General features: G+C 36.2%; 20 protein-coding genes. 11 read left to right on the top strand and 9 right to left on the bottom strand.

Annotation, left to right across the window (positions count from 1 at the left end; all coding sequences use genetic code 11):
* The 6 genes from DYI25_RS14615 to DYI25_RS14590 all read left to right on the top strand — a co-directional run bounded on the left by DYI25_RS14615 (window position 1) and on the right by DYI25_RS14590 (window position 4,369).
* Entirely contained in the window at window positions 1–432 is a 432-nt protein-coding gene (locus DYI25_RS14615; protein ID WP_213370155.1) for a PTS sugar transporter subunit IIA, read from the top strand.
* Window positions 433–446: 14 nt separating this feature from the next.
* Entirely contained in the window at window positions 447–734 is a 288-nt protein-coding gene (locus DYI25_RS14610) for a PTS sugar transporter subunit IIB (protein WP_213370154.1), read from the top strand.
* Window positions 735–2,003, top strand: coding sequence for a PTS ascorbate transporter subunit IIC (locus DYI25_RS14605; RefSeq protein ID WP_213370151.1), 1,269 nt, complete (start codon window positions 735–737; stop codon window positions 2,001–2,003).
* Between the two features lie 72 nt (window positions 2,004–2,075).
* Complete coding sequence (locus DYI25_RS14600) at window positions 2,076–2,990, top strand: phosphotriesterase family protein (RefSeq protein WP_213370149.1); 915 nt, start codon at window positions 2,076–2,078, stop codon at window positions 2,988–2,990.
* Between the two features lie 10 nt (window positions 2,991–3,000).
* Window positions 3,001–3,624, top strand: coding sequence for a bifunctional 4-hydroxy-2-oxoglutarate aldolase/2-dehydro-3-deoxy-phosphogluconate aldolase (locus DYI25_RS14595; protein ID WP_213370147.1), 624 nt, complete (start codon window positions 3,001–3,003; stop codon window positions 3,622–3,624).
* Window positions 3,625–3,628: 4 nt separating this feature from the next.
* Complete coding sequence (locus DYI25_RS14590; protein ID WP_213370144.1) at window positions 3,629–4,369, top strand: creatininase family protein; 741 nt, start codon at window positions 3,629–3,631, stop codon at window positions 4,367–4,369.
* Between the two features lie 373 nt (window positions 4,370–4,742).
* On the opposite strand, the gene DYI25_RS14585 is transcribed toward DYI25_RS14590, so the two are convergent.
* The 3 genes from DYI25_RS14585 to DYI25_RS14575 are packed head-to-tail and all read right to left on the bottom strand — an operon-like array spanning window position 4,743 to window position 5,942.
* Entirely contained in the window at window positions 4,743–4,937 is a 195-nt protein-coding gene (locus DYI25_RS14585) for a hypothetical protein (RefSeq protein WP_213370142.1), read from the bottom strand.
* A 15-nt stretch (window positions 4,938–4,952) separates the two neighbouring features.
* Complete coding sequence (locus DYI25_RS14580; RefSeq protein ID WP_213370140.1) at window positions 4,953–5,495, bottom strand: hypothetical protein; 543 nt, start codon at window positions 5,493–5,495, stop codon at window positions 4,953–4,955.
* A gap of 60 nt (window positions 5,496–5,555) precedes the next feature.
* On the bottom strand, window positions 5,556–5,942 hold the full coding sequence (locus DYI25_RS14575; protein ID WP_213370138.1) for a hypothetical protein: 387 nt from the start codon (window positions 5,940–5,942) through the stop codon (window positions 5,556–5,558).
* A 641-nt stretch (window positions 5,943–6,583) separates the two neighbouring features.
* On the opposite strand from DYI25_RS14575, the gene DYI25_RS14565 reads away from it, so the two are divergent.
* The 5 genes from DYI25_RS14565 to DYI25_RS14545 all read left to right on the top strand — a co-directional run bounded on the left by DYI25_RS14565 (window position 6,584) and on the right by DYI25_RS14545 (window position 15,873).
* Window positions 6,584–7,243, top strand: coding sequence for an acetyltransferase (locus DYI25_RS14565; RefSeq protein ID WP_213370136.1), 660 nt, complete (start codon window positions 6,584–6,586; stop codon window positions 7,241–7,243).
* A gap of 298 nt (window positions 7,244–7,541) precedes the next feature.
* Complete coding sequence (locus DYI25_RS14560; RefSeq protein ID WP_213370134.1) at window positions 7,542–7,772, top strand: helix-turn-helix domain-containing protein; 231 nt, start codon at window positions 7,542–7,544, stop codon at window positions 7,770–7,772.
* Window positions 7,773–7,897: 125 nt separating this feature from the next.
* Window positions 7,898–8,161, top strand: coding sequence for a hypothetical protein (locus DYI25_RS14555; RefSeq protein WP_213370132.1), 264 nt, complete (start codon window positions 7,898–7,900; stop codon window positions 8,159–8,161).
* A gap of 485 nt (window positions 8,162–8,646) precedes the next feature.
* The gene (locus DYI25_RS14550) at window positions 8,647–14,046 is read left to right on the top strand and encodes an Ig-like domain-containing protein (protein WP_213370130.1); all 5,400 of its coding nucleotides are present in this window, start codon (window positions 8,647–8,649) and stop codon (window positions 14,044–14,046) included.
* Between the two features lie 1,563 nt (window positions 14,047–15,609).
* Window positions 15,610–15,873 carry a hypothetical protein gene (locus DYI25_RS14545; RefSeq protein ID WP_213370128.1) on the top strand — a complete coding sequence of 88 codons (264 nt, stop codon included), beginning with the start codon at window positions 15,610–15,612 and terminating at the stop codon, window positions 15,871–15,873.
* 1,061 nt (window positions 15,874–16,934) lie between these two features.
* On the opposite strand, the gene DYI25_RS14540 is transcribed toward DYI25_RS14545, so the two are convergent.
* The 6 genes from DYI25_RS14540 to DYI25_RS14515 all read right to left on the bottom strand — a co-directional run bounded on the left by DYI25_RS14540 (window position 16,935) and on the right by DYI25_RS14515 (window position 23,920).
* Window positions 16,935–18,143 carry a glycosyltransferase family 4 protein gene (locus DYI25_RS14540; RefSeq protein WP_213370126.1) on the bottom strand — a complete coding sequence of 403 codons (1,209 nt, stop codon included), beginning with the start codon at window positions 18,141–18,143 and terminating at the stop codon, window positions 16,935–16,937.
* A gap of 29 nt (window positions 18,144–18,172) precedes the next feature.
* Window positions 18,173–19,564: a capsule biosynthesis protein CapI gene (locus DYI25_RS14535; protein WP_249745459.1), complete on the bottom strand. Its 1,392-nt coding sequence runs from the start codon at window positions 19,562–19,564 to the stop codon at window positions 18,173–18,175.
* Window positions 19,565–19,597: 33 nt separating this feature from the next.
* Window positions 19,598–20,143, bottom strand: coding sequence for an acyltransferase (locus DYI25_RS14530; RefSeq protein WP_213370124.1), 546 nt, complete (start codon window positions 20,141–20,143; stop codon window positions 19,598–19,600).
* A 119-nt stretch (window positions 20,144–20,262) separates the two neighbouring features.
* Window positions 20,263–21,489, bottom strand: coding sequence for a lipopolysaccharide biosynthesis protein (locus DYI25_RS14525; RefSeq protein WP_213370122.1), 1,227 nt, complete (start codon window positions 21,487–21,489; stop codon window positions 20,263–20,265).
* A gap of 89 nt (window positions 21,490–21,578) precedes the next feature.
* Window positions 21,579–22,946 carry a phenylacetate--CoA ligase family protein gene (locus DYI25_RS14520; RefSeq protein ID WP_213370120.1) on the bottom strand — a complete coding sequence of 456 codons (1,368 nt, stop codon included), beginning with the start codon at window positions 22,944–22,946 and terminating at the stop codon, window positions 21,579–21,581.
* Window positions 22,946–23,920: an SDR family oxidoreductase gene (locus tag DYI25_RS14515; protein ID WP_213370118.1), complete on the bottom strand. Its 975-nt coding sequence runs from the start codon at window positions 23,918–23,920 to the stop codon at window positions 22,946–22,948. Before DYI25_RS14515 ends, DYI25_RS14520 begins: the two co-directional genes overlap by 1 nt.
* Between the last annotated feature and the right edge of the window lie 2 nt (window positions 23,921–23,922).

Genomic DNA, 23,922 nt, shown 5'->3' with positions numbered 1-23,922 from the left:
ATGCTAACCATTAATAAAAACCTCATCCAATTGGATGTTGAAGCAGAAACTGCGGAAGAAGCCATTCGTGCAGCAGGAGCCCTTTTGGCCGCCGAAAACAAAGTAGAGGATCGATATATTGATGCAATGGTGAAAGGCTTTGAAGATGTTGGCCCTTATATCGTTTTGTCCCCTTCCATTGCCATCCCTCATGCAAGACCTGAACATGGTGTTCTTGAGCAGGGCTTTTCCCTGATCCGTCTCAAGAATCCAGTGGTATTCGGTCATCCGACAAATGACCCTGTTCAATTAGTTTGTGCGATTTGCGGCACTGACAGCACTAGCCATATTGGAATGCTACAATCAATTGCAGCAGTGTTAGGAGACAAGACAAAGCTGGAGATTATCCTGAATTCAGATTCAGAAGAAGAAATTCTTTCAATTTTAAACTAAAGGAGCTGGGGAAAATGAGAATTGTTACTGTTTGTGGAATGGGTTTTGGAACATCACTAATGCTTTTGATGGACGTTCAGGCAATCGCTAAGAAACATGGATATGAGGTTGACGGCGAGGCGGTGGATTTAGGTTCTGCAAAAGGAAAAGCTTGTGATTTCATGGTTGCATCAAGTGAAATAGCTTCAGAGTTGAGCGACGAATCAGTTGAAGTAGTATCAATCAACAATCTTTTAGATAAGGAAGAGATAGAGCAAAAAGTAATGCCAGTCATTGAGAAAATTGCTAAAGGGGTGAAATAGATGCTGGACTTTATCGTATCTATTTTAAGTAATCCCGCAATTATACTGGCACTTATCGCAGCCTTAGGCTTGATTGCTTTGAGAAAGTCCACCTCGGATGTAATCAAGGGGACTTTAAAAACAATCTTTGGTTTCTTGATTCTTCAGCAAGGTGCGAACATTATTGTAACCGCTTTAATCCCCTTCAGTACCATGTTTACTGAAGCATTTGGACTAAAAGGCATTGTTGCGGAAGATAACGCTCTTGTTGCGGCCGTACAAAATGTATTAGGTAAAGAAACTGCTTTTATTCTAGTATTCTCTTTCTTAATTAATCTCGTGATTGCAAGATTCACAAAATGGAAGTACATCTTCCTAACCGGCCATATGATGTTTTCATTCGCTGGCACAATGGCAATCGTCTTCCATCAAATGGGGTTATCCTCAACAATGACGGTTGTCCTTGGTTCAATTATTCAAGGTGTTTCAATGGTATTATTCCCGGCTATTTCCCAGCCATTTGTCCGTAAAATCACCGGCAATGACAATATTGCTTTTGGTTTCTGGGGCAGCTCCTGGATCAGCTTGTCAGGATGGATTGGCGGAAAATTAGGGAACAAGGAAAAGTCATCCGAAGATGTGAAAGTACCTAAGTCACTTGACTTCTTAAAAGACATGAGTGTCCTGATGGGTATCGTCATGATCATCATTTACGTTGTTACTTCCCTATTTGTTGACCCGACTAAAATGGCTGAAATAGCCGGCGGACAAAATACAATTCAGTTTTCCATCATGTCTGCACTGACATTTGTTGTTGGTATTCTTGTTCTTCTTCAAGGCGTTCGAATGTTCCTTGGTGAAATTGTTCCAGCCTTTAAAGGGGTTGGCGAAAAAATCGTTCCCGGTGCAAAGCCTGCCCTGGACGTTCCGATTTTCTATTCATTCGCACCAATCGCTGTAACACTAGGTTTCTTAGCAGCTTTGGTTGGCGGATTACTGGTAACTGCCATTTCTAGTATCCTCCCAGTTGTCGTTTTACCATCTGTAATTGGCTTATTCTTCATGGGTGGAGCAGCTGGAGTATTCGGAAACGCAACCGGCGGAAGACGCGGAGCAATTATAAGTGGATTTTTCCTAGGCTTTAGCTGGACATTGCTCGTGGCTCTTGCATACCCACTTGTCGATGTTACACAATATGGAATCGAAGGACTGTGGTTCGCTTCTCCAGACGCAATCATCGTGGTGATTCTTATTCGCCTGGTAGGCATGTTGTTCGGTATTCAAATTTAATTTACCTATGAGAGGAAAGAGTAAAAATTCTTTCCTCTCACTATTTCAATAATAAGATCAGGAGTGATAAAAATGGGTAAAGTTCGTACTGTTTTAGGAGATATTGACGCAAAAGATTTAGGATTCACATACAGCCATGAACACTTATGGGCAAACCCGCCGTCCAGCCAAAAAGATCGTGATTTAGAATTAACAGATTATGAAGCGAGCGTAAGTGAACTTTGGAGATTCAAACGTGCAGGAGGTAATGCACTTGTTGATGCCACAACAATTGATTACGGACGCGATGCAAAACACTTGATCAGAATGGCCAAGGAAACTGGCGTGAACTTAGTCATGACAACTGGCTTCAATAAACATATTTATTTCCCACAATGGGTACAAGCATTAAAGGTAGAAGAAATTACACAAAAATTGGTTAGGGACGTTACCATTGGGATGGACGGAACATCTGCTAAAGCAGGTTTCTTAAAAGCCGGTTCATGGGATCAGCTCATTCACTCCCAAGAAGAAAAAGTGACTCGAGCAATGGCAAGAGCACAGCTTGAAACTGGTGCACCAGTTTGGCTTCATACAGAAGCAGGAACAATGGGTGAAGAATTATTGGATATTCTTGAAGAAGAGGGTGTAGATCTTACAAAAGTGGCAGTGGGACACAGTGACCGAAACGCTGATCCTTACTATCATCTTGAGCTAGCTAAACGAGGAGCTTATGTGCAGTTCGATGGAGTTAGTAAAATCAAGTATTATCCAGACAGTGTTCGAGTGCAACTGATTAAGAATATGATTGAAAACGGATATGTTGAGCAACTATTAGTCTCAGCAGACATGGGTCGAAAGAGTTATCTTCATGCCTATGGCGGAGGTCCAGGCTTTGAATACATCCTCAAAAAGTTCATTTCTCGCCTATTGAATGAGGGTATCAGCCAGGAAGATATCGATACAATTTTCATCAAAAACCCAGCTCGCTGGCTTGGCCAGTTTTAAGATGGTGAATATGATGAACTTAGAAAAAGGAACAATAGTAGCAATCATTCGTGGAGTAGACCCCACTGAGGTAATCGATATCCAGGAGGCATTGCTTGAGGGAGGCATCAACTGGGTCGAGGTATCCTTAAGCGAAGAAGAAAAAGGACTGGAATGCATTAGAATCCTAAATGAAACGTTTGGCGATCGGATTCATCTTGGAGTTGGGACTGTCACCTCCATTACACAGGCCAAAAAGGCAATAGATGCTGGTGCACGTTACATCATTACACCTGGATGGGATAAAGAACTTGCTAAAGAAGTCAAAGAATTAAATGTCGAAATTCTTCCGGGTGTTTTCACACCTGGCGAGATTATGCAGGCTCTGAACCTTGGCATTAATGTTGTAAAACTTTTCCCAGCCAGCAATCTTGGAACAGACTACATTAAAAATCTAAAAGGACCATTCCCTAACATTAACATTATGGCTGTTGGTGGAGTCTCACTAGAAAATATCCGGGATTATTACAAAGCAGGCTGTACATCATTTGGGATTGGCAGTGACCTTGTGCCTCGAGGTGCGACGAAAAATGATAGAGAAAACATCAAAAGGAATGCTCAGAAATACGCAGATATTTTAAGCAGTGAGGGGTGACACCATGGGAAACGCAAGAGAACTGATCAATATGACAAGGGATGAAGTCGAGGCAGCCATTAATGAATTCCCTGTAGCTATTTTACCGATGGGAGCAACTGAACAGCATGGCCACCACCTCCCTCTTGGAGTTGACATCTACCTTGCAGAAGGAGTATCCAGGAAACTCTCAGAAAAAACCGGTGCCTTGCTGCTGCCAACTCAGCCCTTCGGTTACTCCTGGGTATGGAGAGACATCCCCGGCACGGTTTCCCTTCAGCAGCATCATGTTGAAGCGGTAATTAAGGATGTCGCTCATAGCGTTGCACGTTATGGAATCAAGATGCTGGTTCTAGTAAATGGGCACGATGCCAATAACGCCAGCATGAAATATGCCACCCGGGAACTAGCCGATGAACTCGATATTCCAGTCATTTATCTGTTCTATCCTAACCTGAACAAAACGATCGAAGAGATTTGTGATTCCCCAACCTGGCACGGCATGGTGCATGCATGCGAGTTTGAAACTTCACTCATGCTTGCGCTAAAACCTGAACTAGTTGACATGTCCAAGGCTGTAAGAGAATACCCTGAAAAGCCAAGACTCTACGGAAGATCCTCCATTTCATTAGGAGACTTAAGTAAAAGCGGAGTATATGGGGATGCAACAAAAGCAACCAAAGAAAAAGGCGAAAAGATGCTCAACTATTTTGTTAACGAAATGGAACAGATATTGTTAGAAGCATATGAGGAAATAAAAGAATAACAAATTGTAGGGCGGAGTGCATTACTTCCGCCCTTAATTGATTCCCAATCTCAGATCGCAAACAGAATCAAAGGGTACCTCCCAACCAAACTATATCAACTACCAAAAGAGACGCCAGAACCGTCCCTGTGTCTCCAGATAAAAATACGCAAAATATAGATTAATAAATTCGAGTTTCTACTAATAATATAGGCCGGTTATTCTTTCCCTCTCCCTTTTCATCTCTAATTCTGCTTTGGGTTAAATGACTCCCCTTTAAAACAAAAAAATGGCTCACCTCCTAGATTGGAGATGAGCCTGATTGGTCGTTTTTCTTCTATAAATTACTTCTCTAACCATAATACTATAGATTAATCATGGTGCGTAAATACATCTAGTTGCCATTTGGTTTCTTATCGGTATTCCTTGTAAAGAATTCAGGCTTAGTGCCAAATCCTTTAGAAATATCTTCTGTACCAAACCTGGTACCTTCATCTATATTTTGGGTACCAAACCTAGAAGTATTATCTGTGTTATTTGATCCACCATCTAGTCTATCATCCCAACTTCTTTCATCATCCTTCGGCATAACGCTTCCTCCTTCCTAAATAAATATATTTATACTATAAACAATTGCTGTCATTATAATTGCAGCCATTATTGCATATAGACCTTTCTTATAAATTTCTACTTTTTTATTATTTACTTCGTTATTGTGCTTAACTACTTTTTGATAATCAATCATAAGTTCCTTGGCAATTGTATCAACTTTATCTTGTGTATTTTTTTCAACGAATCCTTTAATAGCTAATCGTTTATATGTTTGTATTGAAATTACTCTCACAAAATAAATAACTGCCAATATCAGAACGGCCAATGTTAAAAAAGTAAGGATAATTACTAAAACGATTGGAAATGCCTGAACGATAGAATCAACCTCAGTTTTTTTCAAATCAGGCAACTTCAAACTACTAGATAGGAAGACTAATAGTGCACCAGCAAAAGCTAGAAATATTCCTGTCCGTGCTTCCAAACTTCTTACCCTCTCTGCCTCGTATTCATACTCTTTTTGTATAACAGATAGCATTAACTCAGCAGAAGGATATTCTATTTCAGGACTATCTAAACCATTGTTATTTTCCTCCAATTTTTACGTCCCCCTTTTACCGGCAAGTGACAACATTCACCTTAATCTTAGTTCATTAGATTAAATGTTTAAATCAATACTGGTATTACTAGGATTCCATGTACCTTCGTGTATGTTGAGCCACTGATCTTTTGCTACTTCTAATCTACCATGTTCTAGTAATGACAACGCATAGCCCTTTTTAATTTTATTTTTATTCATTAATTTATGTATCCCATGATACCCATAACCAACAACGTAAATACGGTCACCTACAACTAAATCCTCTGGATACTTTCGTTGGACAACAAGTTTCTCGTCCTTATCAAGTGCAAAAATATCTAGATTCTCTTTGCACTTAGGACAATACCATTCCGGCTCAACGCTACCATCCAATTCGTCAGTGGTAAATTGTTCATCGCATGAAGAACAATAGTAGTACTCTTTCCTAAACCTATAACTTAACATGCTTCATTTCTCCTTTATACAATTCTTATTACTAATAAGAATAATCTATCATCTACAAATTCTAACATTAATCTTAACATAAATATCCAATTTTCGTCCTGATTTACTATTAATTTGTGCATCAACACACATTTAAATACTTTACAATTTTAGAACACGTACTTATAGCAAACTATCATAAAATTCCAATATGATTTATCGAAAGAAACCTTGATAAATACTTCATAGTGTGGAAGTCGTACATGTTGGAGAGGACGAGGAAAGTCATCGGATTAAAAACCGAAAAAGCATTTTTTCAGCAGAAGTGTAAAAAGAAAACGAGCATAAAGTGTAAAATTCGACTTGACGTCTACAACATCCTTACGATTCGAAATGGTGTTAGGTTCTACCTCAAGAAAAATGAGACGTAACAAGTTGACTTGTAAAATTTTTGGGGAAGCAACGGAGCTGCTTCCCCTTCATTTGGACAGTGATTCCGTCAGTTTTAGGACAATTAGCACCGTCAAGTTCTGGACATTGTAGAACGTCATTAACACTTATGGTCCTCTTTCTCATGCTTCACCTCATAAAAAAATAGTTATTTCTATTGTATAACTCTGGTAAATTAAAGTTAATAGATTTATGTAAAAAGGAGGGCAAAATTGAATAATATTGTAATTTTCGGTTCGGGTGGCCATAGTAAAGTCATCATAGATATAGTCGAAAAGATGGGTATTTACAACATTACCGGATTAATTGATGGTTCTAAAGAGGCGGGTACAGAGGTCTTAGGCTATAAAGTTTTAGGTGGCTTAAATGTTTTAAAAGAGATGGATGAAGACATTCATGGAGGAATAGTGGCCGTAGGGGACAATTGGAGGAGATACCAAACTGTTCAAAGTATCAAGAACGTAAGAGAAAGTTTTAATTTCATTAGTGCAATCCATCCCTCAGCTGTTATTGGTAAAAATATAACTATAGCCGAAGGTACCGTAGTAATGGCAAATGCCGTAATTAATCCTGACACTACAGTTGGCAGTCACTGCATCATAAATACCAAATCTTCAGTTGATCATGATTGCCGGATCGGTAACTTTGTAACAGTTGCTCCTGGGGCTACATTAGCAGGCACAGTAAAAATTGGAGACCACTCCGTTATTTCTTTAGGTGCAAATGTCATTCATAACCTTTCCATTGGTGAACATAGTGTAATAGGCGCTGGATATACGGTTCTTAAGAATATAGATGCGTACACTGTGGCATATGGTTCACCAGCAAAGGAAATTAGAAAAAGAGTACTTGGGGATAAATTCTTTAAATAAGGTTAAGAATCAAGATGTATATCAATACATACTTTTACGGATAGCACATTTTAAAAAAAGATGACTTGTCATAAGTCGTCTCTTTTGCGTTTAAAAAAAGCAGAAGGTAACAAGAGCAGCTATTTTTCAAAACAGATATCGCTATTCCACCAAGCTATCTGGAAATACAAATTCTGATTATCCCTCACAACCTAAAAAAATTCTCGCCAAAACAGTAAAGTGGTACTCATATGGGTACCACTTCATCCATCCAAAGATGATAGTTTTGCCTTATAGTCAATGGAAATGGGTGTAGGGTATGGCAGAGAATACGGTTAAAATTAATATACACAAGCTTCTAAAAGAGCACGGCATTTCTTTAAGAGAATTGTCCCGCTTAGCAGATATTAGACACGCCACCCTAAGTGAATTAGCCAACAATAAAAGAAAAAGAATCCAATTAGATCATATCAAAAGAATCAGTGAGGCATTGGATATCAAAGACATCCGCAAAATCATCGACATAGTAAGCATAGAAGAAGACCTGTGATCAATATTTCAATAACTTTTACAGTAGAACGATTAGAAAACCACTGGGCACGCTTCCTTTCGAATTCCTCAAAGCAGCCGAAAAAGAAAGACATGAAAGAAGTCCATTTTCAAGGAGGTAAGGACATGAAGTACTTCATCTTATATATATCGTACTCCCCCGACTTCACCCAGGAACTTTATATCAAAAGCAAGTCCATGGAGCACCTCCTTGAATTCATCGGATGCTACTCCAACGGCTGCCTCGCAACAAGCCAAGGCAACATCAACACAACTCAAGTACTATCCATGTATGCAAGAGAAATCAATCCCAGCCAAATAGGCTTAAACAAAATTAAATTCGCCACCATAAACGAAAACAAAAGTTACAACGCAATGGATTTAGCATAGAGTGCCATCCACATAACCAATAACAAAAAGCCAGGTCAGAACCCATACCGACCTGGCTTTAGATTATGCATTTGACAAGACTCTTATTGGTTCAAAGTTCAGGACAAATAACACAGTCATATCTCTGATAACCTGACCATCAGCAAACTATACCGACTTCCAAAGGGACACGAGAACCGTCCCTGTGTCCCAAAGTCCTCCATTATTCCACAATTTAAATTATCTAATTCATTTTTTCAAATACTACCAACTAGAAAAATTATTATTTATTCCGATATTTAATATCAATACTAAGTTTTCATAATGGGAAGGAGAAAAGAATCACAGTTGATTTGACAAAACACTGCACCTCCACCGTATGTAGGGACTTTAAACTCAGTAAAATTTTGTGCTTTTTTATCTAAAAACCCCAAAATATGTAACATATTAATTATAATATAACCATATAAATATATTTTGCAAATATAAAGGAGATACTACAATCAATGAAAAAGGGTTTCTATTTTCTTATTATTTTATTCCTACTTTCTAGTACATTTCTTTCGCCCTCTTTAACTATGGCCACAACACAGCTAAGTTCTACTATCATCAACCAAGATGCCACCTGGACTCTTGCAGAATCACCATATAATTTAGCAGGGGACATCCAAGTTGCATACGGAGCAACTTTAACCATTGAGCCCGGGGTTGTGATACAAGGAAACGGCTATTCCCTTACAGTCCATGGTACCTTAAACGCATCTGGGTCAGAGGCGTCCAAGATCCAATTCAATAACCTTCAGATTAAAAAAGGGGGAGCCACCTATACTGAATTTTATTCCATTAAAATTGAACATGCCAATATTAATGGCGGAGCTCTTTTGCCAGCTGGGTCCGGTAAGCATGGCACCTTCACCCTTCGTGACTCAAAGGTTGAGAATATTTCAGGCTATTATCCCATCTATCTTTGGTATCCAAGCGGGGACAGTTTTATTGAACGAAATATCTTTTCTAACACAAGCGGGATTAGTGTGGGAACCGACGAAAATGTAAAGGTCTATATCCGGAATAATGTATTTTATAACCAAAAGGATAATTCAGGTAAGTATTACGCGGTGGAAAACTGGGCCAGCTACAATACTTCGGCCACTATCGTGGAAAACAACAGTTTCCTTAGCACGGACCGTATGGCCTTGAGGTTAAAATACAATTCTGGTAAAATCTCGTCCGCTGCCAATAACTTTTGGAACACGACAAATGCTGCTACCATTGATTCTATGATTTATGACAGAAACGATGATCTGAACCTAACTAACACTATTTCTTATGAGCCATATCTTAGCCAATCTCATGAACAAACACCCGTGTTCAGTGTTGGCCCAACGGTAAGTACCACCCAGCCGGTCAATGGCCAGTCAAAGATTTTGTTAGACCAAAAAATAGCCATTACTTTTAGTGAAGATATCAAACAGGGGTCAAGCTTTGGAAGCGTCACCCTTAAATCTTCATCGGGAGTATTAGTCCAAAGTACCATGAGCATTAATGGAAAAGTACTTTCAATTGTTCCAAATACTAAACTTAGCCCGAATACGAACTATACCGTTTTCATCCCTGCTGGAGGTATTCAAAACCTTAATAATCAACCATTACTTAGTTCCTATTCGTTAAAGTTTCTGACAACTCTTCAGGACCAAACCGAGGTAAGCGGAATCATTGGGAGTGATACAACCTGGTCTCTTGCAGGATCACCATACGTCTTTACAGGAGATACCCAACTTGCTTATGGATCTACTCTGACCATTGAGCCTGGGGTTGTCGTTCAAGGAAACGGCTATTCCCTCATAATCCATGGGACCCTTAACGCATCTGGATCAGAGACGTCTAAGATCCAATTCAATAACCTGCAGGTTAAACCTGGCGGTGCAACTTACACGGAGTTTTATTCGATTAACATCGGACATGCCAATATCAATGGCGGAGCTCTTTTGCCATCTGGCTCCGGTAAGCATGGCACCTTCACCCTTCGTGACTCAAAGGTTGAGAATATTTCAGGCTATTATCCTATCTATCTTTGGTATCCAAGCGGCGACAGCTTCATCGAACGGAATATCTTCTCCAACACAAGCGGGATCAGTGTTGGTACCAGCGATAATGTAAAGGTCTATCTAAGAAACAATGTCTTCTACAACCAAAAAGACCACTATGGTGAATTCTATGCCATACAGAATTGGAACAGTTCCGGCACTTCGGAAACGATTGTGGAGCACAACAGTTTCCTTAGCACGGATCGTGTCGCCTTGAGGTTAAAATACGATTCTGGTAAAATCTCGTCTGCTGCCAATAACTTTTGGAACACGACAAATGCTGCTACCATTGATTCTATGATTTATGACAGAAACGATGATCTGAATCTAACTAACACTATTTCTTATGAGCCATATCTTAGCCAATCTCATGAACAAACACCCGTGTTCAGTGTTGGCCCAACGGTAAGTACCACCCAGCCGGTCAATGGCCAGTCAAAGATTTTGTTAGACCAAAAAATAGCCATTACTTTTAGTGAAGATATCAAACAGGGGTCAAGCTTTGGAAGCGTCACCCTTAAATCTTCATCGGGAGTATTAGTCCAAAGTACCATGAGCATTAATGGAAAAGTACTTTCAATTGTTCCAAATACTAAACTTAGCCCGAATACGAACTATACCGTTTTCATCCCTGCTGGAGGTATTCAAAACCTTAATAATCAACCATTACTTAGTTCCTATTCGTTAAAGTTTCTGACAACTCTTCAGGACCAAACCGAGGTAAGCGGAATCATTGGGAGTGATACAACCTGGTCTCTTGCAGGATCACCATACGTCTTTACAGGAGATACCCAACTTGCTTATGGATCTACTCTGACCATTGAGCCTGGGGTTGTCGTTCAAGGAGACGGCTATTCCCTGATAATCCATGGGACCCTTAACGCATCTGGATCAGAGACGTCTAAAATCCAATTCAATAACCTGCAGGTTAAACCTGGCGGTGCAACTTACACGGAGTTTTATTCGATTAACATCGGACATGCCAATATTAATGGCGGGGCTCTTTTGCCAGCCGGATCCGGTAAATATGGAACCTTTTCTCTACGTGACTCAAAAGTGGAAAACATACCTGGGAATAGTCCTATCTATCTATGGTACCCGAGCGGTGACAGCTTCATCGAAAGGAACGTCTTCTCGAACACGAGCGGGATAAGTATTGGTACCAGCGATAATGTAAAGGTTTATATAAGAAACAATGTCTTCTACAACCAAAAAGACCACTATGGTGAATTCTATGCCATACAGAATTGGAACAGTTCCGGCACTTCGGAAACGATCGTGGAGCACAACAGTTTCCTTAGCACGGACCGTGTGGCCTTGAGGTTAAAATACGATTCTGGTAAAAGCTCGTCCGCTGCCAATAATTTCTGGAATACTACTGATCCATCTACCATTGAATCCATGATTTTTGATAAGAATGATGATGCAGGATTAACTAGTATAATTGATTATACATCTATTTTACATGCACCTAATACCAATACTCCTCTAATGAGCGAGGTTCTATATTTATTAAAAAGTACTCCTAATAATGCTCAAAAGAATGTTAGTCTTACATCAAAAATCACAGTAAATTTCTCAAAGGACTTCGAGTTCACGGAGAAATATAGTGAAATAAACATTAAAGACAGAATGGGCAATAATATTCCCATTGAAGTGAGCAAAAGTGGATCGATTTTAACATTGTTACCTATTAATACTCTAAAACCTAATGAAAAGTTATATGTCCAAATACCTAAAGGCTCTATTAAAGATTTAACTGGTGCAATTAATAATGAATATTCATTTAATTTTGAAACAAGTACTCAACCTACTGGTTTAGTGGGAACCTTTAGTCCTGTCAAAATTGATCTATCATGGAATAAAAGTTCAACCGATATTATTGGATATAAATTATATAAATCAGAGGATGGTCTTAATTATGCTAAATTAAGCGATATATTAATTAATGATAATTCCTTTACAGATGAGAATATTAGAACTGGGCAAACCTACTATTACCAAGTGACCGAAGTATACCAGAATGGAGATGAATCTTTACCTTCACGAGTTAGAGAAGTAAAAACTCCAAACCCCGCCATGGGCTGGACAGAGGAATCAACTCCTGTTCTTTTCCCTACGGGGAAATGGACAACTTATGAAGGTACGTCCTACTCTGGAGGAAGCATGCTCTTGAACGGACAAAAAGATGCGTCAATTGAGTTAATGTTTTCTGGGGTTGGAATTAGATTTTACTCCCTCACTAGCCCTTGGTATGGACTTGCGGATGTCTATATTGATGGTCAATTTATTGAAGAGATTTCCATGTATTCCGAAAAAACGAGGTATACTCAACTGGTCTTCGAACATTTTAATCTACCGGAGGGTGTTCATACCTTAAAACTGGTGAACAAAGGTACAATAGGAAACACACTTGGAAAAGGGATAAATGTTAATATTGATGCTTTTGATATTATCAAAGAAAAGGATACCATACCTCCAAGCTCTCCTATTAATATTGTTGGAAAAAATCTAATAGATGCTAACCTTCTTTCCTGGAGTCCTAACTTGGAATCTGATGTCAAAGGCTATAATATTTATCGTTCAACAGATAGTACAACCTTTTTAAAAGTCAATTCCCTATTATTAACGAATAACGAGTTTAAAGATGAAGAAATCGAACATGGGAAAACTTATCACTATCGAGTTACGGCAATAGATCTGTTCGGAAATGAGTCCCTGCCTTCTGAGATAAAGAAAGTTGCAGTCCCCGTCCCTGCATCTGGATGGACAGAGGAATCCATTTCTGTTCTTTACCCTACGGGAAAATGGACAACTTATGAAGGTACGTCCTACTCTGGAGGAAGCATGCTCTTGAACGGACAAAAAGATGCGTCAATTGAGTTAGTGTTTTCTGGGGTTGGAATTAGGCTTTACTCCCTTACTAGCCCTTGGTATGGACTAGCGGATGTTTATATTGACGGTCAGTTTATTGAACAGATTTCCATGTATTCCGAAAAAACGAAGTATACTCAACTGGTCTTTGAACATTTTAATCTACCGCAAGGTGTTCATACCTTAAAACTGGTGAACAAAGGTACAACAGGAAACACACTTGGAAAAGGGATAAATGTTAATATTGATGCTTTTAATATTATTAAAGAAAAGGATACCATTCCACCAAGCAACCCTATTAATATTGTTGGAAAGAACCTTTTAGATGCTAACCTTCTTTCCTGGAATCCTAACTTGGAACCTGATGTAAAAGGGTATAATATTTATCGCTCAACAGATAGTACAACCTTTTTAAAAGTCAATTCCATATTACTGACGAATAATGAATTTAAAGATGAAGAGATCGAACATGGGAAAACTTATCACTATCGAGTTACGGCAATAGATCAGTTCGGAAATGAGTCCCTGCCCTCTGAGATTAAAGAAGTTTCAGTTCCCTTCCCTGCATCTGGCTGGACAGAAGAGTCGACTCCAGTTCTCTACCCTACAGGAAAATGGATAACTTATGAAGGTTCGTCCTACTCCGGAGGAAGCATGCTCTTAAACGGGCAAAAGGATGCTTCTATTGAGTTAGTGTTTTCTGGGGTTGGAATTAGGCTTTACTCCCTCACTAGCGTCTGGTATGGACTAGCGGATGTTTATATTGACGGTCAGTTTATTGAACAGATTTCTATGTATTCCGAAAAAACGAAGTATACTCAATTAGTCTTCGAACATCTTGCTCTATCGCAGGGTGTTCATACCTTAAAACTGGTGAACAAAGGTACAATAGGAAATACATTTGGAAAGGGTATAAACATTAATCTCGATGCTATTGAAGTCTTTTAAGAAATCAATCATAAATTTATAGACAAAAACATACTAAGATTAGTAGTGCGACCAAGGCATTGGTCAGCACTACTATTTTTTTATTATTAGATGTGAAGAACAGGTCGGGGCTCTTGTGATCTTAGAATCCATGCAAAAAATTGACCTTTGATTACGCTAATTAAATGTGTACCATGAATGACAATGTTTTTACCAACGAATGAACAAGTCTTTTACCACTAAAAGACTGCTTATTTACCACCCACTACCACGAGAGGTATTTTTTATTATCACTTATATCAAGATACTGGAATTGAAGAATGAGGGAATTAGCTTGAGGGGCACTTCTTTCACGCAAAGGACACTCTCGTCAAAAGAACAGAGGTCATTGATAAGGCTGTGAAGAAAGGATTGTTGTGTCCATTAGATAAAGAAATGGACGATAAATGGATTGAAGATTTTTTGTTACCTGAAAAATCATTAGAAGCCTTGGGGAGCCAGCCACTAAACTTTGATTTCATTTATAAGGAGTTGGCCAAGCCGAACCGAACGTTACTCTTTTACATCATGAATACGAGCCAGAAAGTCGAGCGAACAATAAAACCCTTACGTATCGGATTTTTATACGTCACTATAGCGAATATACCCAAAAACATAGAGCAACATTGCGTATTCGTAGAAACCCAGGAGATATAATAGAGGTAGAGTGGGCGGGTACAACGGCATTTATTATTAATAGGGATACTAGTGAAAAAGTGTAAAGCATATATTTTCGTCGATACCTGGCAGTGTAGCCAACTATCATATGAGGAACATTCCTAACAATGAAGCTTATAATCCGCGCATCCATGCATATGAATATTTCGGTGGCGTCACCCATATTGTTGTTTAAGATAACCTGAAGACAGGCGTGACGAAACATACTTGAAGGTAGCTCGTATTTAAATCCTACCTATAAGGAAATGGAACCGTTACGATACGATTATTATAGCAGCGCGGTTCGCAGTTCCATGGATAAAGCATGTGTTGAAGGCTCGATTGGAGCCATCCCAATACGTATTATCGCGGCACTAAGGAATACTCAATGTTTTAGTATTGAAGAGTTAAATAAGAATTGAAAGGATGTAGAATAAATTTTTGACAAAAATAAAGAAACATATCGACACCTTTTAACTTGGTTACAATCCAAAAATAACAAGTGGCACCAAAATATTATCTCGATATAATCGGACAATTAACACCATCAATCTCCTGACATCAATAAACGTCAATCAAACATTTCCACTACCAAATGAGACGCGAGGACCGTCCCCGTGTCTCTCCGCAAACATTTACATAGAAAAGACATTGCAAAGGCTGCAGAAAGACAGAAAATGAACCATGATGACTTGGCATATCGCTGCGGTTTAACAGGGGTGTACATCAACTTATCCGAACGAGAGAAATATGATCCTACTCTAAGACAATCGAACGATTAACAAAATCACTCGGCATGCTTCCATCTGAATTCATTAAAGCAATCGAAAAAGATAGCCAGAACCAAGACTAAATAGACAGAAGCCCATCTTCAAAGGAGGCTTCGAAATGAAGTACTTCATCTTATATAGCTTATACTCTCCCGAATTCACCAAGGAGCTTTATTTCAAAAGCAAGTCCATGGAGCACCTACTTGAACGCATCAGGCGCTATACCAAAGTCTGCCTTGTAACAAGTCATGGTAACATCAATACCAACCAAGTCATATCCATCTATGCAAGAGAAATCAATCCCAGCCATGTCAGCTTAAATAAAACTAAATTCGACACCATAAATAAAAACAAAAGTTACAGCACCAAAGATTTAGAATAGAACTAAGCTTACATAACAAAAAACCTGATCAGAACCCTTTCCGATTTTGTTTTAGATTATGCATTTAATAGTACCCATGTTGTTGTCACTTATCAGGTAAAATTAAACCATCTATTCCCGGACAACCTGACCATCAGCAAAACTATTTCGACTTCCAACGAGACGCAAGAACCGTCCCTGTGTCTCTTCGAATAAGACGTAAGAACTGTGTTGAAAGGATCAATTAAAAGTGGTTTCGGATGATAAATCATTCACTTACATAGGAATGAAATAATTTGCTGGTCCTTTTAAGCATTGATTCAAGAATATTTAAATACATAAAAGCTATACAGCTTTACTATACGGTAACTGATTACGGCCAGCAAAAATACCACTTACCCTCTTAAAAGTAAATTGTGTCAAGCAGCATAAATCTCCGAAACACGAAAGAAGCAAAGGGTACGTCCCATGCTCCTCACGAGAGACAAAACCTACTATTACAAAATCAGGGGATATAAAGTTGTGAATGGGAAGAAAATATACAGCTCCTACACAACAGTGGCTAAATACAAATTATAACTAATGAAAGGGAGCAAACCTTTTCGTTTGTCCTTTAAAATTTTTCACTCCTGATAAGGATCTCAATATTTTACCTAGTGGTAGAAAGTTATTAGAAAAGGATATATCAGTTGAAAACGGCCATTTTTATCATTGGTCGCTTCCTACTGCTATATCCTTTTTATTTTTTCACACTAATAGTCTAGAAATAATTGGGTGGTGAATTAGCAGTCTTCTAGTGGTGAACTTTTTACCAATGTAATAAGAACATTGTTATTAGCTGTATATATATAATTACCTTACCATGGAAAACTATGCTGACTTCCGAAGAGACATGAGAACCGTCCTTGTTTCCCTCATCAACAATGGGATGAAATTTTAGAAGAAGAAAATTGTGTCGATATAGGAAGGATTAATCCAGGGGATTATTTAAGGAAAATTTCGGCAGTAGTAAAATCAAAACAACAAAACCCACCAATCTTGATTCATAATAAGCAATCAGTGGGTTTTACTGTAATTAACTGCTATTTCTTATTGTTATCTATTAGTATGCTTTTCCTAAAATCATTAAGGATAGAATTTCTTTTTTCTTCAATAATTTCTTTATTGAAAGCAGAAATATTTTTAACGTTCCTTTTAATATTTTTTATTGCAAAATCATGATCGTCTAAAACTCTTATTATTAATTTCGCTAGATTTTTAAATTTCTTAGGATGGAATAAGAATTCTTCATCTAAAGTATCCGTAATTCCACCTACACTTGAACCAAAACAAATACACCCCCGACTTACTGCTTCTATTAATGCACGCCCTTGTCCTTCTGCCTTACTAGGTTGAATATAAATATCCATTTCATCTAACCAATTGTTTACTTTCTCGCCTGAAGAAATTACCCCTATAAAGTTAATATTATTAAGGACATTATATTGTTCAGCGATTTTTTTCCACCTCGCTGGGTCTCCACCACCTACAAAATATAGCTCAGCTTTAATACCTTTATTTTTAAGATATGATAATGCTTTAATGGCTGTTTCATGACCTTTATAATTAACATTTAAGGAACCAATTAATCCAATTTTCAATTTATTTTCTCTTTTCAAATTTAATATTCTTTGTTCTCTCATATTGAAAATATCTGAATTTGGCGTGGTAACCATCACATTAGAAACCCCTTCAGCATTTACTCCTTTCGATGGATACCGATTTTGTAGAAATTTTTTAGTTATATAAATAACAAAGGGAGCACTTTTGGTATATTTTCGTTGTAACAAGAACATCGGCCCAGCAACTACTTTCGAAACTAAGGACCCATAATTCCAAAAGGCATCCCAAGAACACCCAACTGTTTCAATAACTATTGTTTTATTTAATTTATTCGCTTCTCTACAAGCAAGAATACCAATTATACTTGGCAACCTAATTATTGCACCATCTGTACTTTTTAATGAATTTCTAATTTGCTTTCTTATAGCTGAATAATTTGTCAAGATATCTTTAATGCCTATATATTCACTAATTGGCGAAAAAAATACGTTCTCCCCGCTAGAAATTTGATAACCTTTATATTCTTCTTCTACATTACCAGGATGTTCTGCAAATATTCTAGTCGAAATCATTAATTCATCAAATACACTTAAGTACCTTTTCCATATATTGTAGGTGAAACCTATTGAATAATAGTTAGATGACTTATCTTTTATTAGTTTAGCATCGTGAAAAAAAGATACTTTCATTAAATCATCCCCTTACATAGTACTAAAAATTACTTCCTTAACACTACTTTGTCATTCAAGTAAAAAACCAATAGATTTAGAAACAAAAAGAATGTAGTATCATTTATTAGAATCCCAGCATTTTGACCCATAGCAAATCCTAATCTTGTAATAGGAATTGATAAGAAAAAGATAAGTTCAATCCTATTCTGTCTTTGAATTGATTTAATAAGATAATACACTAAAATTATAAATCCTATTATAAGTAATGGAGAAAAAACAAAACCAAAATAATAATACCCTTGTCCTATTATCGGCATAATTTGAGATACATGATCGGAAAAAAATAGTCTATAGTTAAATAGATAATTGGTAAACTCAAATCCATCTACATGTTTTAATATAAGATTAAATCCCATTGCCGGTCTTAAAAGATCATAGACCAAGTTAATTGGAGTACTAGATTCAGGGAATAATCTTGCGGTCTCTATTGCAATTGCTACGTTATATGGACCTCCTAAGTAAACTTGAAGAGTATCAGTTATATCGACCATAGGATTATCTCCCCTTGTATAAGTAACTGTATTCCTATGGGAAGTTATAAACGCTGTTACAATTATAATCGTAATTATTACAATAATGATTGGTATTTTACTTTGTTTAGGATATAACTTGTAAAGCAAAAAGAGACTTACAATTGCAGTAATTATAAAGTCTGACCTATTATCCCCAAATAAAATTAAGATATTTAATAAAACTATTAAAAAAGATAGCCATATATATTTTTTCTTACTAGAAATAACATATTTTTTATAGCAATATGACATCATTAAAAGAAATATAATATATTTAGATGTTATCAAAAAATAAGTAGTGAGCGTTTCTAAGGATGAACCCTCACCAAGATCCATCATATTTTCGGACGGGATGATAAATGAAAAAGTAGTTAGCGCATTAGGGCTTAATCCTAATAGGAGGAATGATACAAAAATGAATAACAAATATACAAACTTATTATTAGGTAATTTTACAATTGTCTTACTAAATTCATTTTTATTAGACAATTTTTTAAATAGAAAATAAATAACAATAGATACTACTAATAGTTCAAAAGACATCAATTTTAATGCTAAATCATATGAAGAAGCAGCCGGTGGTACAGATGACCTCCCTCCATACCACCCGGAAAAAACAATTAATATCGGTAAAATAACATATCTAGTAAATGTAACTAGGGAAAAAACAGCTATAAACATATTAAATTTTTTAAATAAGATTGGGGAAATAAAAAATACAAATACACATCCATATACTAAAGGAAGCATAAATAATAGCTCATATCCAGATTTATTCACATTATATGCAATATAGATTGAAGATACTATTCCTATTGTTAAGACTAAAATCCTTACAGACATATCTATTATTTTAGTAATAATCATAATGCTCCCCCGAAACAACTGCTTTTTTCATAATTAAATAGTTGATTTTTCTAACAATGTCTTTATTGGTTTAGCAGGAACCCCACCTGCAAATGTATAGTCTGGTATATCCCTTGTTACCGATGAACAGGCTCCAATTATGCAACCCTTTCCTATTCTAACACCCTTTGTTATAACGCTATTACTTGCTATCCAAGATCCTTCACAAATTAAAACACTGTCAAGTTCTGCCTCCACATTACTCACTTTCCCATTGATATATGAATGCTTAGTTGTCGTAATAACAGTCATAGGTGAAATAATGACACCTGATTCAATTTTAAGTCCACCCGCCCCATTGATCCATGTATTATGTGCTATATAAACATCGTCTCCTATTTCAATATTTCTTATCATGTTGATAGTTACCCCTTTTGCTAACTGAAAGTTCTTCCCACATTTGTTTAAAAACGGCTTAACCATAATCCCCCTTATTCTATTACTTTGTTTTACATTAGGGAGAATTTCTGAAATTAGTAATATAAGGTGCAAAAGAAAATGATAAATAATAAAATTTAAGGTTCTTCTGAATGAATTCATAAATACTATCCCTTCTAACTCATTAATACATTCATAGATTTTATTCAATTCAAGAATACAGTTTGAAAACGGTATGATTAACGTCTTTAATTAAAACATCGCTATGCAACAGTTGATCTTCAATTTTCAAATGTCTGTCTAATTGAATAATTTATTTTTTTATTAACAAAATAAGCTCGTAACAGTAATTGAATAAAACTTGTGATTATTATAGTATATGCTGCACCATAGATACCGTAATTATTTATCGTAAAATAACCCACAATCAAGTTAACTAGTAACATAAAAAATGAAATTTTCGGTTGAATACTAATATATTTCATAGCTAGTAGTGCTATATCTAGATTCCAGTTCAAAAAGTTTAAAGGTAGTGCAAGAACCATCAAAATCAAAATATCTATATATTCAATATATTCACTACCATAAACAACTCTTAAAAATGATTCACCAAATAGTAAGGATAATGCAATAAGAATGATCCCTGAAACAAATGCAAATGCAGATAAATGTAAAAAGACATTTTTTCTGAACGACAAATATTGTTTTTGTTTAAATTTTCTAGACAACATGGGCAAAAAAGTTTGTGCCACGGCATTCATGATCAAATTACCCAAAACCAATATATATGCAATAGCAGAATAGTATCCTAGTATTTTTGTTGATTCAAAAAATTCAAGTAAGTACCTTGGGTAGAAAGTGTTAAAAGAAACCATCATCTGCACAAACCCTAAAGGTACACCCAATATAATAATTTTTTTAAGATTTTTAATTATAATCTTGTTTCTGCCAAGATTATATTTTTGCCCAATATTTTTTTTCTCAACAAAATAAAAAAATAATACTTGAATCATTAGTTGACTAAAAAGTGAAATAATAAGGTCTTTGGTAAACAGCATTGTAAGAATAAATACTATTAATGTAATTAAATGTTTTATAATCATTAACTTGCCAATTAAATTAAGATTCTCCTCTTTATGAGGAACGGCATAATATATATCAGATTGTAAATCATAAATTTTAGAAATACTTACTAATATAATCACATAAAAGTACTCTTGATATACAAAAGTTGCTATTATAACCAATATAATACTTGAAAAAATACTAATTACTTTTCTTACACTTATATAATCATTGAATTCTAGTTTATCTTCAGTAATGTAAAGTGACCTTAATTTCATGTTGGCAAAAAGTATAATAGGAGCACTTATGGCAAAAGCTAATGAATATGCTCCGACATCTTCAGGGGTTAAAGCTCTGGCTATAACAACTACTATTAACCACTTTGTTAAAGAAACTACTAAATTTGCAATAAATATCCAAGATAAGTTCCTTATAATTTTCATATAAATTCTTTCTCTCTTCTTATTATTAGTGAACGCATATAACAAGTCAAAAAAATAAACAAATTGCTATTTTTCCCTGTTGTAGTTCACTAACTTACATTGTTTTTAATCATTCTAAACTTGCCACTTTTCTCTCTCGGGATTTCAGGGACATGTTCGATAGTAATTTTTGTATTTAAACCAAACTTGTGTATAAATTCATCCTTTAATAAATTATCATATTCAGGCTTATATAATTTTTTATCTACTTCAAGTTTTATTACAATTTCCCCCATTTTATCTTGTATCGTTTGTGCCCTAATAAGTGCATTTGGCATATTCTTAAAAAGATTCGCAATATTCCCACCATTTATTTTGGCGCCATCGCTGGTGTATAAAAAATCGAGTTTCCTTCCATGGATTTCCTTAATAACTGGGGCATTAATTCCACAATGACATGAACTATTCTCTGTTCCAAAGACCATCGAGTCTCCAATACGATATCGTATTAAAGGAGTTCCATGTGTAGTAAAACTCGTAACAAGTATTTCATCGCTATCAGCTTTAACATGCTCAAATACACCTGAACCTAATTCCATGTGTAACACTTGATTTTTACACTCTGTTACAAATGGTGCACCTTCACTTGAAGCATACTGGTCATAGACCTTACAATTAAACACTCTTTCTAATAACTCTCTTCCTGACTTTGTTAATGTCTCAGATGTAGGGAAAATTGCAACCGGTGTAAATTCTAACTTGATGTTGTGTCGTTCAATATATCCTGCAATATCACACATTGACATAAAAAAACCATCTATCGCATGAGGTTTAAACTTATTTAAAGATTCAATATAATATTTCATATTCTTCTCAGTTAAATGAAACGAGGAATAAATCATTTGTTTACAAGATGCATTATATCTCCAAAAAACCTCTTTCTTTTGATTTGGGGGGATAATATGTTTACCATTAAAAGTCGCACGCTTCATTTTTCGATGAACAAAACCTACCCGAGCCTTAAAATGATCTAGTATTGCCATTCTTTTCATCATATCTTCCGGTGTAAATAATACTACAAGTGATTTTCCTGTTGTTCCTCCAGTATGTCCTTCTATTGCTCCTCTGTACGGTATTGTAATTACATCATTAATATTTTCTCGTAACATTTCCTTCTCAACAATTGGTAGCTGCTTAAGATCATCTATTGTTCGAATAGACTCAATATCAACATCCTTATATAAATTTCTATAAAACTTACTATTATTTACAGTATATTGGATAAATTTTACTAATTCTTCACGTTGAAAATCTAACTTTTCTTTTAAGCTCCACTTATCAAATTCAGATAGGAAATCTAAGTAGTCATAATACACTTTTCCATAACGGGTCTTATTCCGCTGATATCCTGATAGTGTAACCATTATGTTTTGAAAAAATATTGGTGATTTATCGTATAAATTTTCAAGTAAACCCATTATAAATTCTCCTTATACCACTCTATAGCAGCCTCAATACCCCGCTCAAAATCCCATTCAGGCTCATACCCTAGCATTGCCTTTGCTCTACTGATATCAGCATTACTATGTTTTATATCACCTTTACGGTCTGGTCCAAAAATTGGTTGAATATCTTTTTCTAATGCATTCAACAAATGGGTAAAGATATCAATCAAAAACTCTCTTCCACCATAAGCAATATTATAAGACTGTCCTGCTGCTTCATGGGACGCATTACAAGCTTTCAAGTTGGCTTCAATTACATTTTCAATATAAGTAAAGTCCCGGCTCTGCTTTCCATCGCCATTTATTGTTGGTTGTTCTTCATTAAGCAATTGTTTAATAAATTTTGGAATAACTGCTGCATAGGCTCCATTAGGATCTTGCCTTCTACCAAACACATTAAAATAACGCATTCCATAAGTATCAAGGCCATACAATTTTGTATAGAGTTTTCCATATTCTTCATTTACCTTTTTGGTAAGTGCATAAGGTGATAATACATTGCCCTCTCTCCCCTCTTTTTTAGGAAGATGGGGCTCGTCGCCATACACTGATGAACTAGAAGCATAGACAAATTTCTTTACACCTAGTTGCCTTGCTGCTTCCATCATATTTAAAGTACCTTTTATATTTACTTCTTCATAAAACAAAGGCATTTCAATACTTCTTGGAACGCTCCCCCATGCAGCTTGATTTAAGACATAATTAATTCCCTCACAAGCATTTATACATGTGTCGAGATCACGAATATCTCCTTCGATAAATTCGTAATTAGGATTGCCTAAAAACTCTTCTACATTTTCTTTTTTTCCAGTTGAAAAATTATCAAGCCCTCTAACTTTATAGCCCAATTTAAGTATAGCTTCTACTAGGTTGGAACCAATAAAGCCTGCTGAGCCAGTAACTAAGAATTTACTGCCCTCTGGAAACTTTACATTTTCATATCCCATAG

This window comes from Mesobacillus boroniphilus, assembly GCF_018424685.1.
Taxonomy (GTDB): domain Bacteria; phylum Bacillota; class Bacilli; order Bacillales; family Cytobacillaceae; genus Mesobacillus; species Mesobacillus boroniphilus_A.
This window is presented reverse-complemented; position numbering and strand designations above follow the sequence as displayed.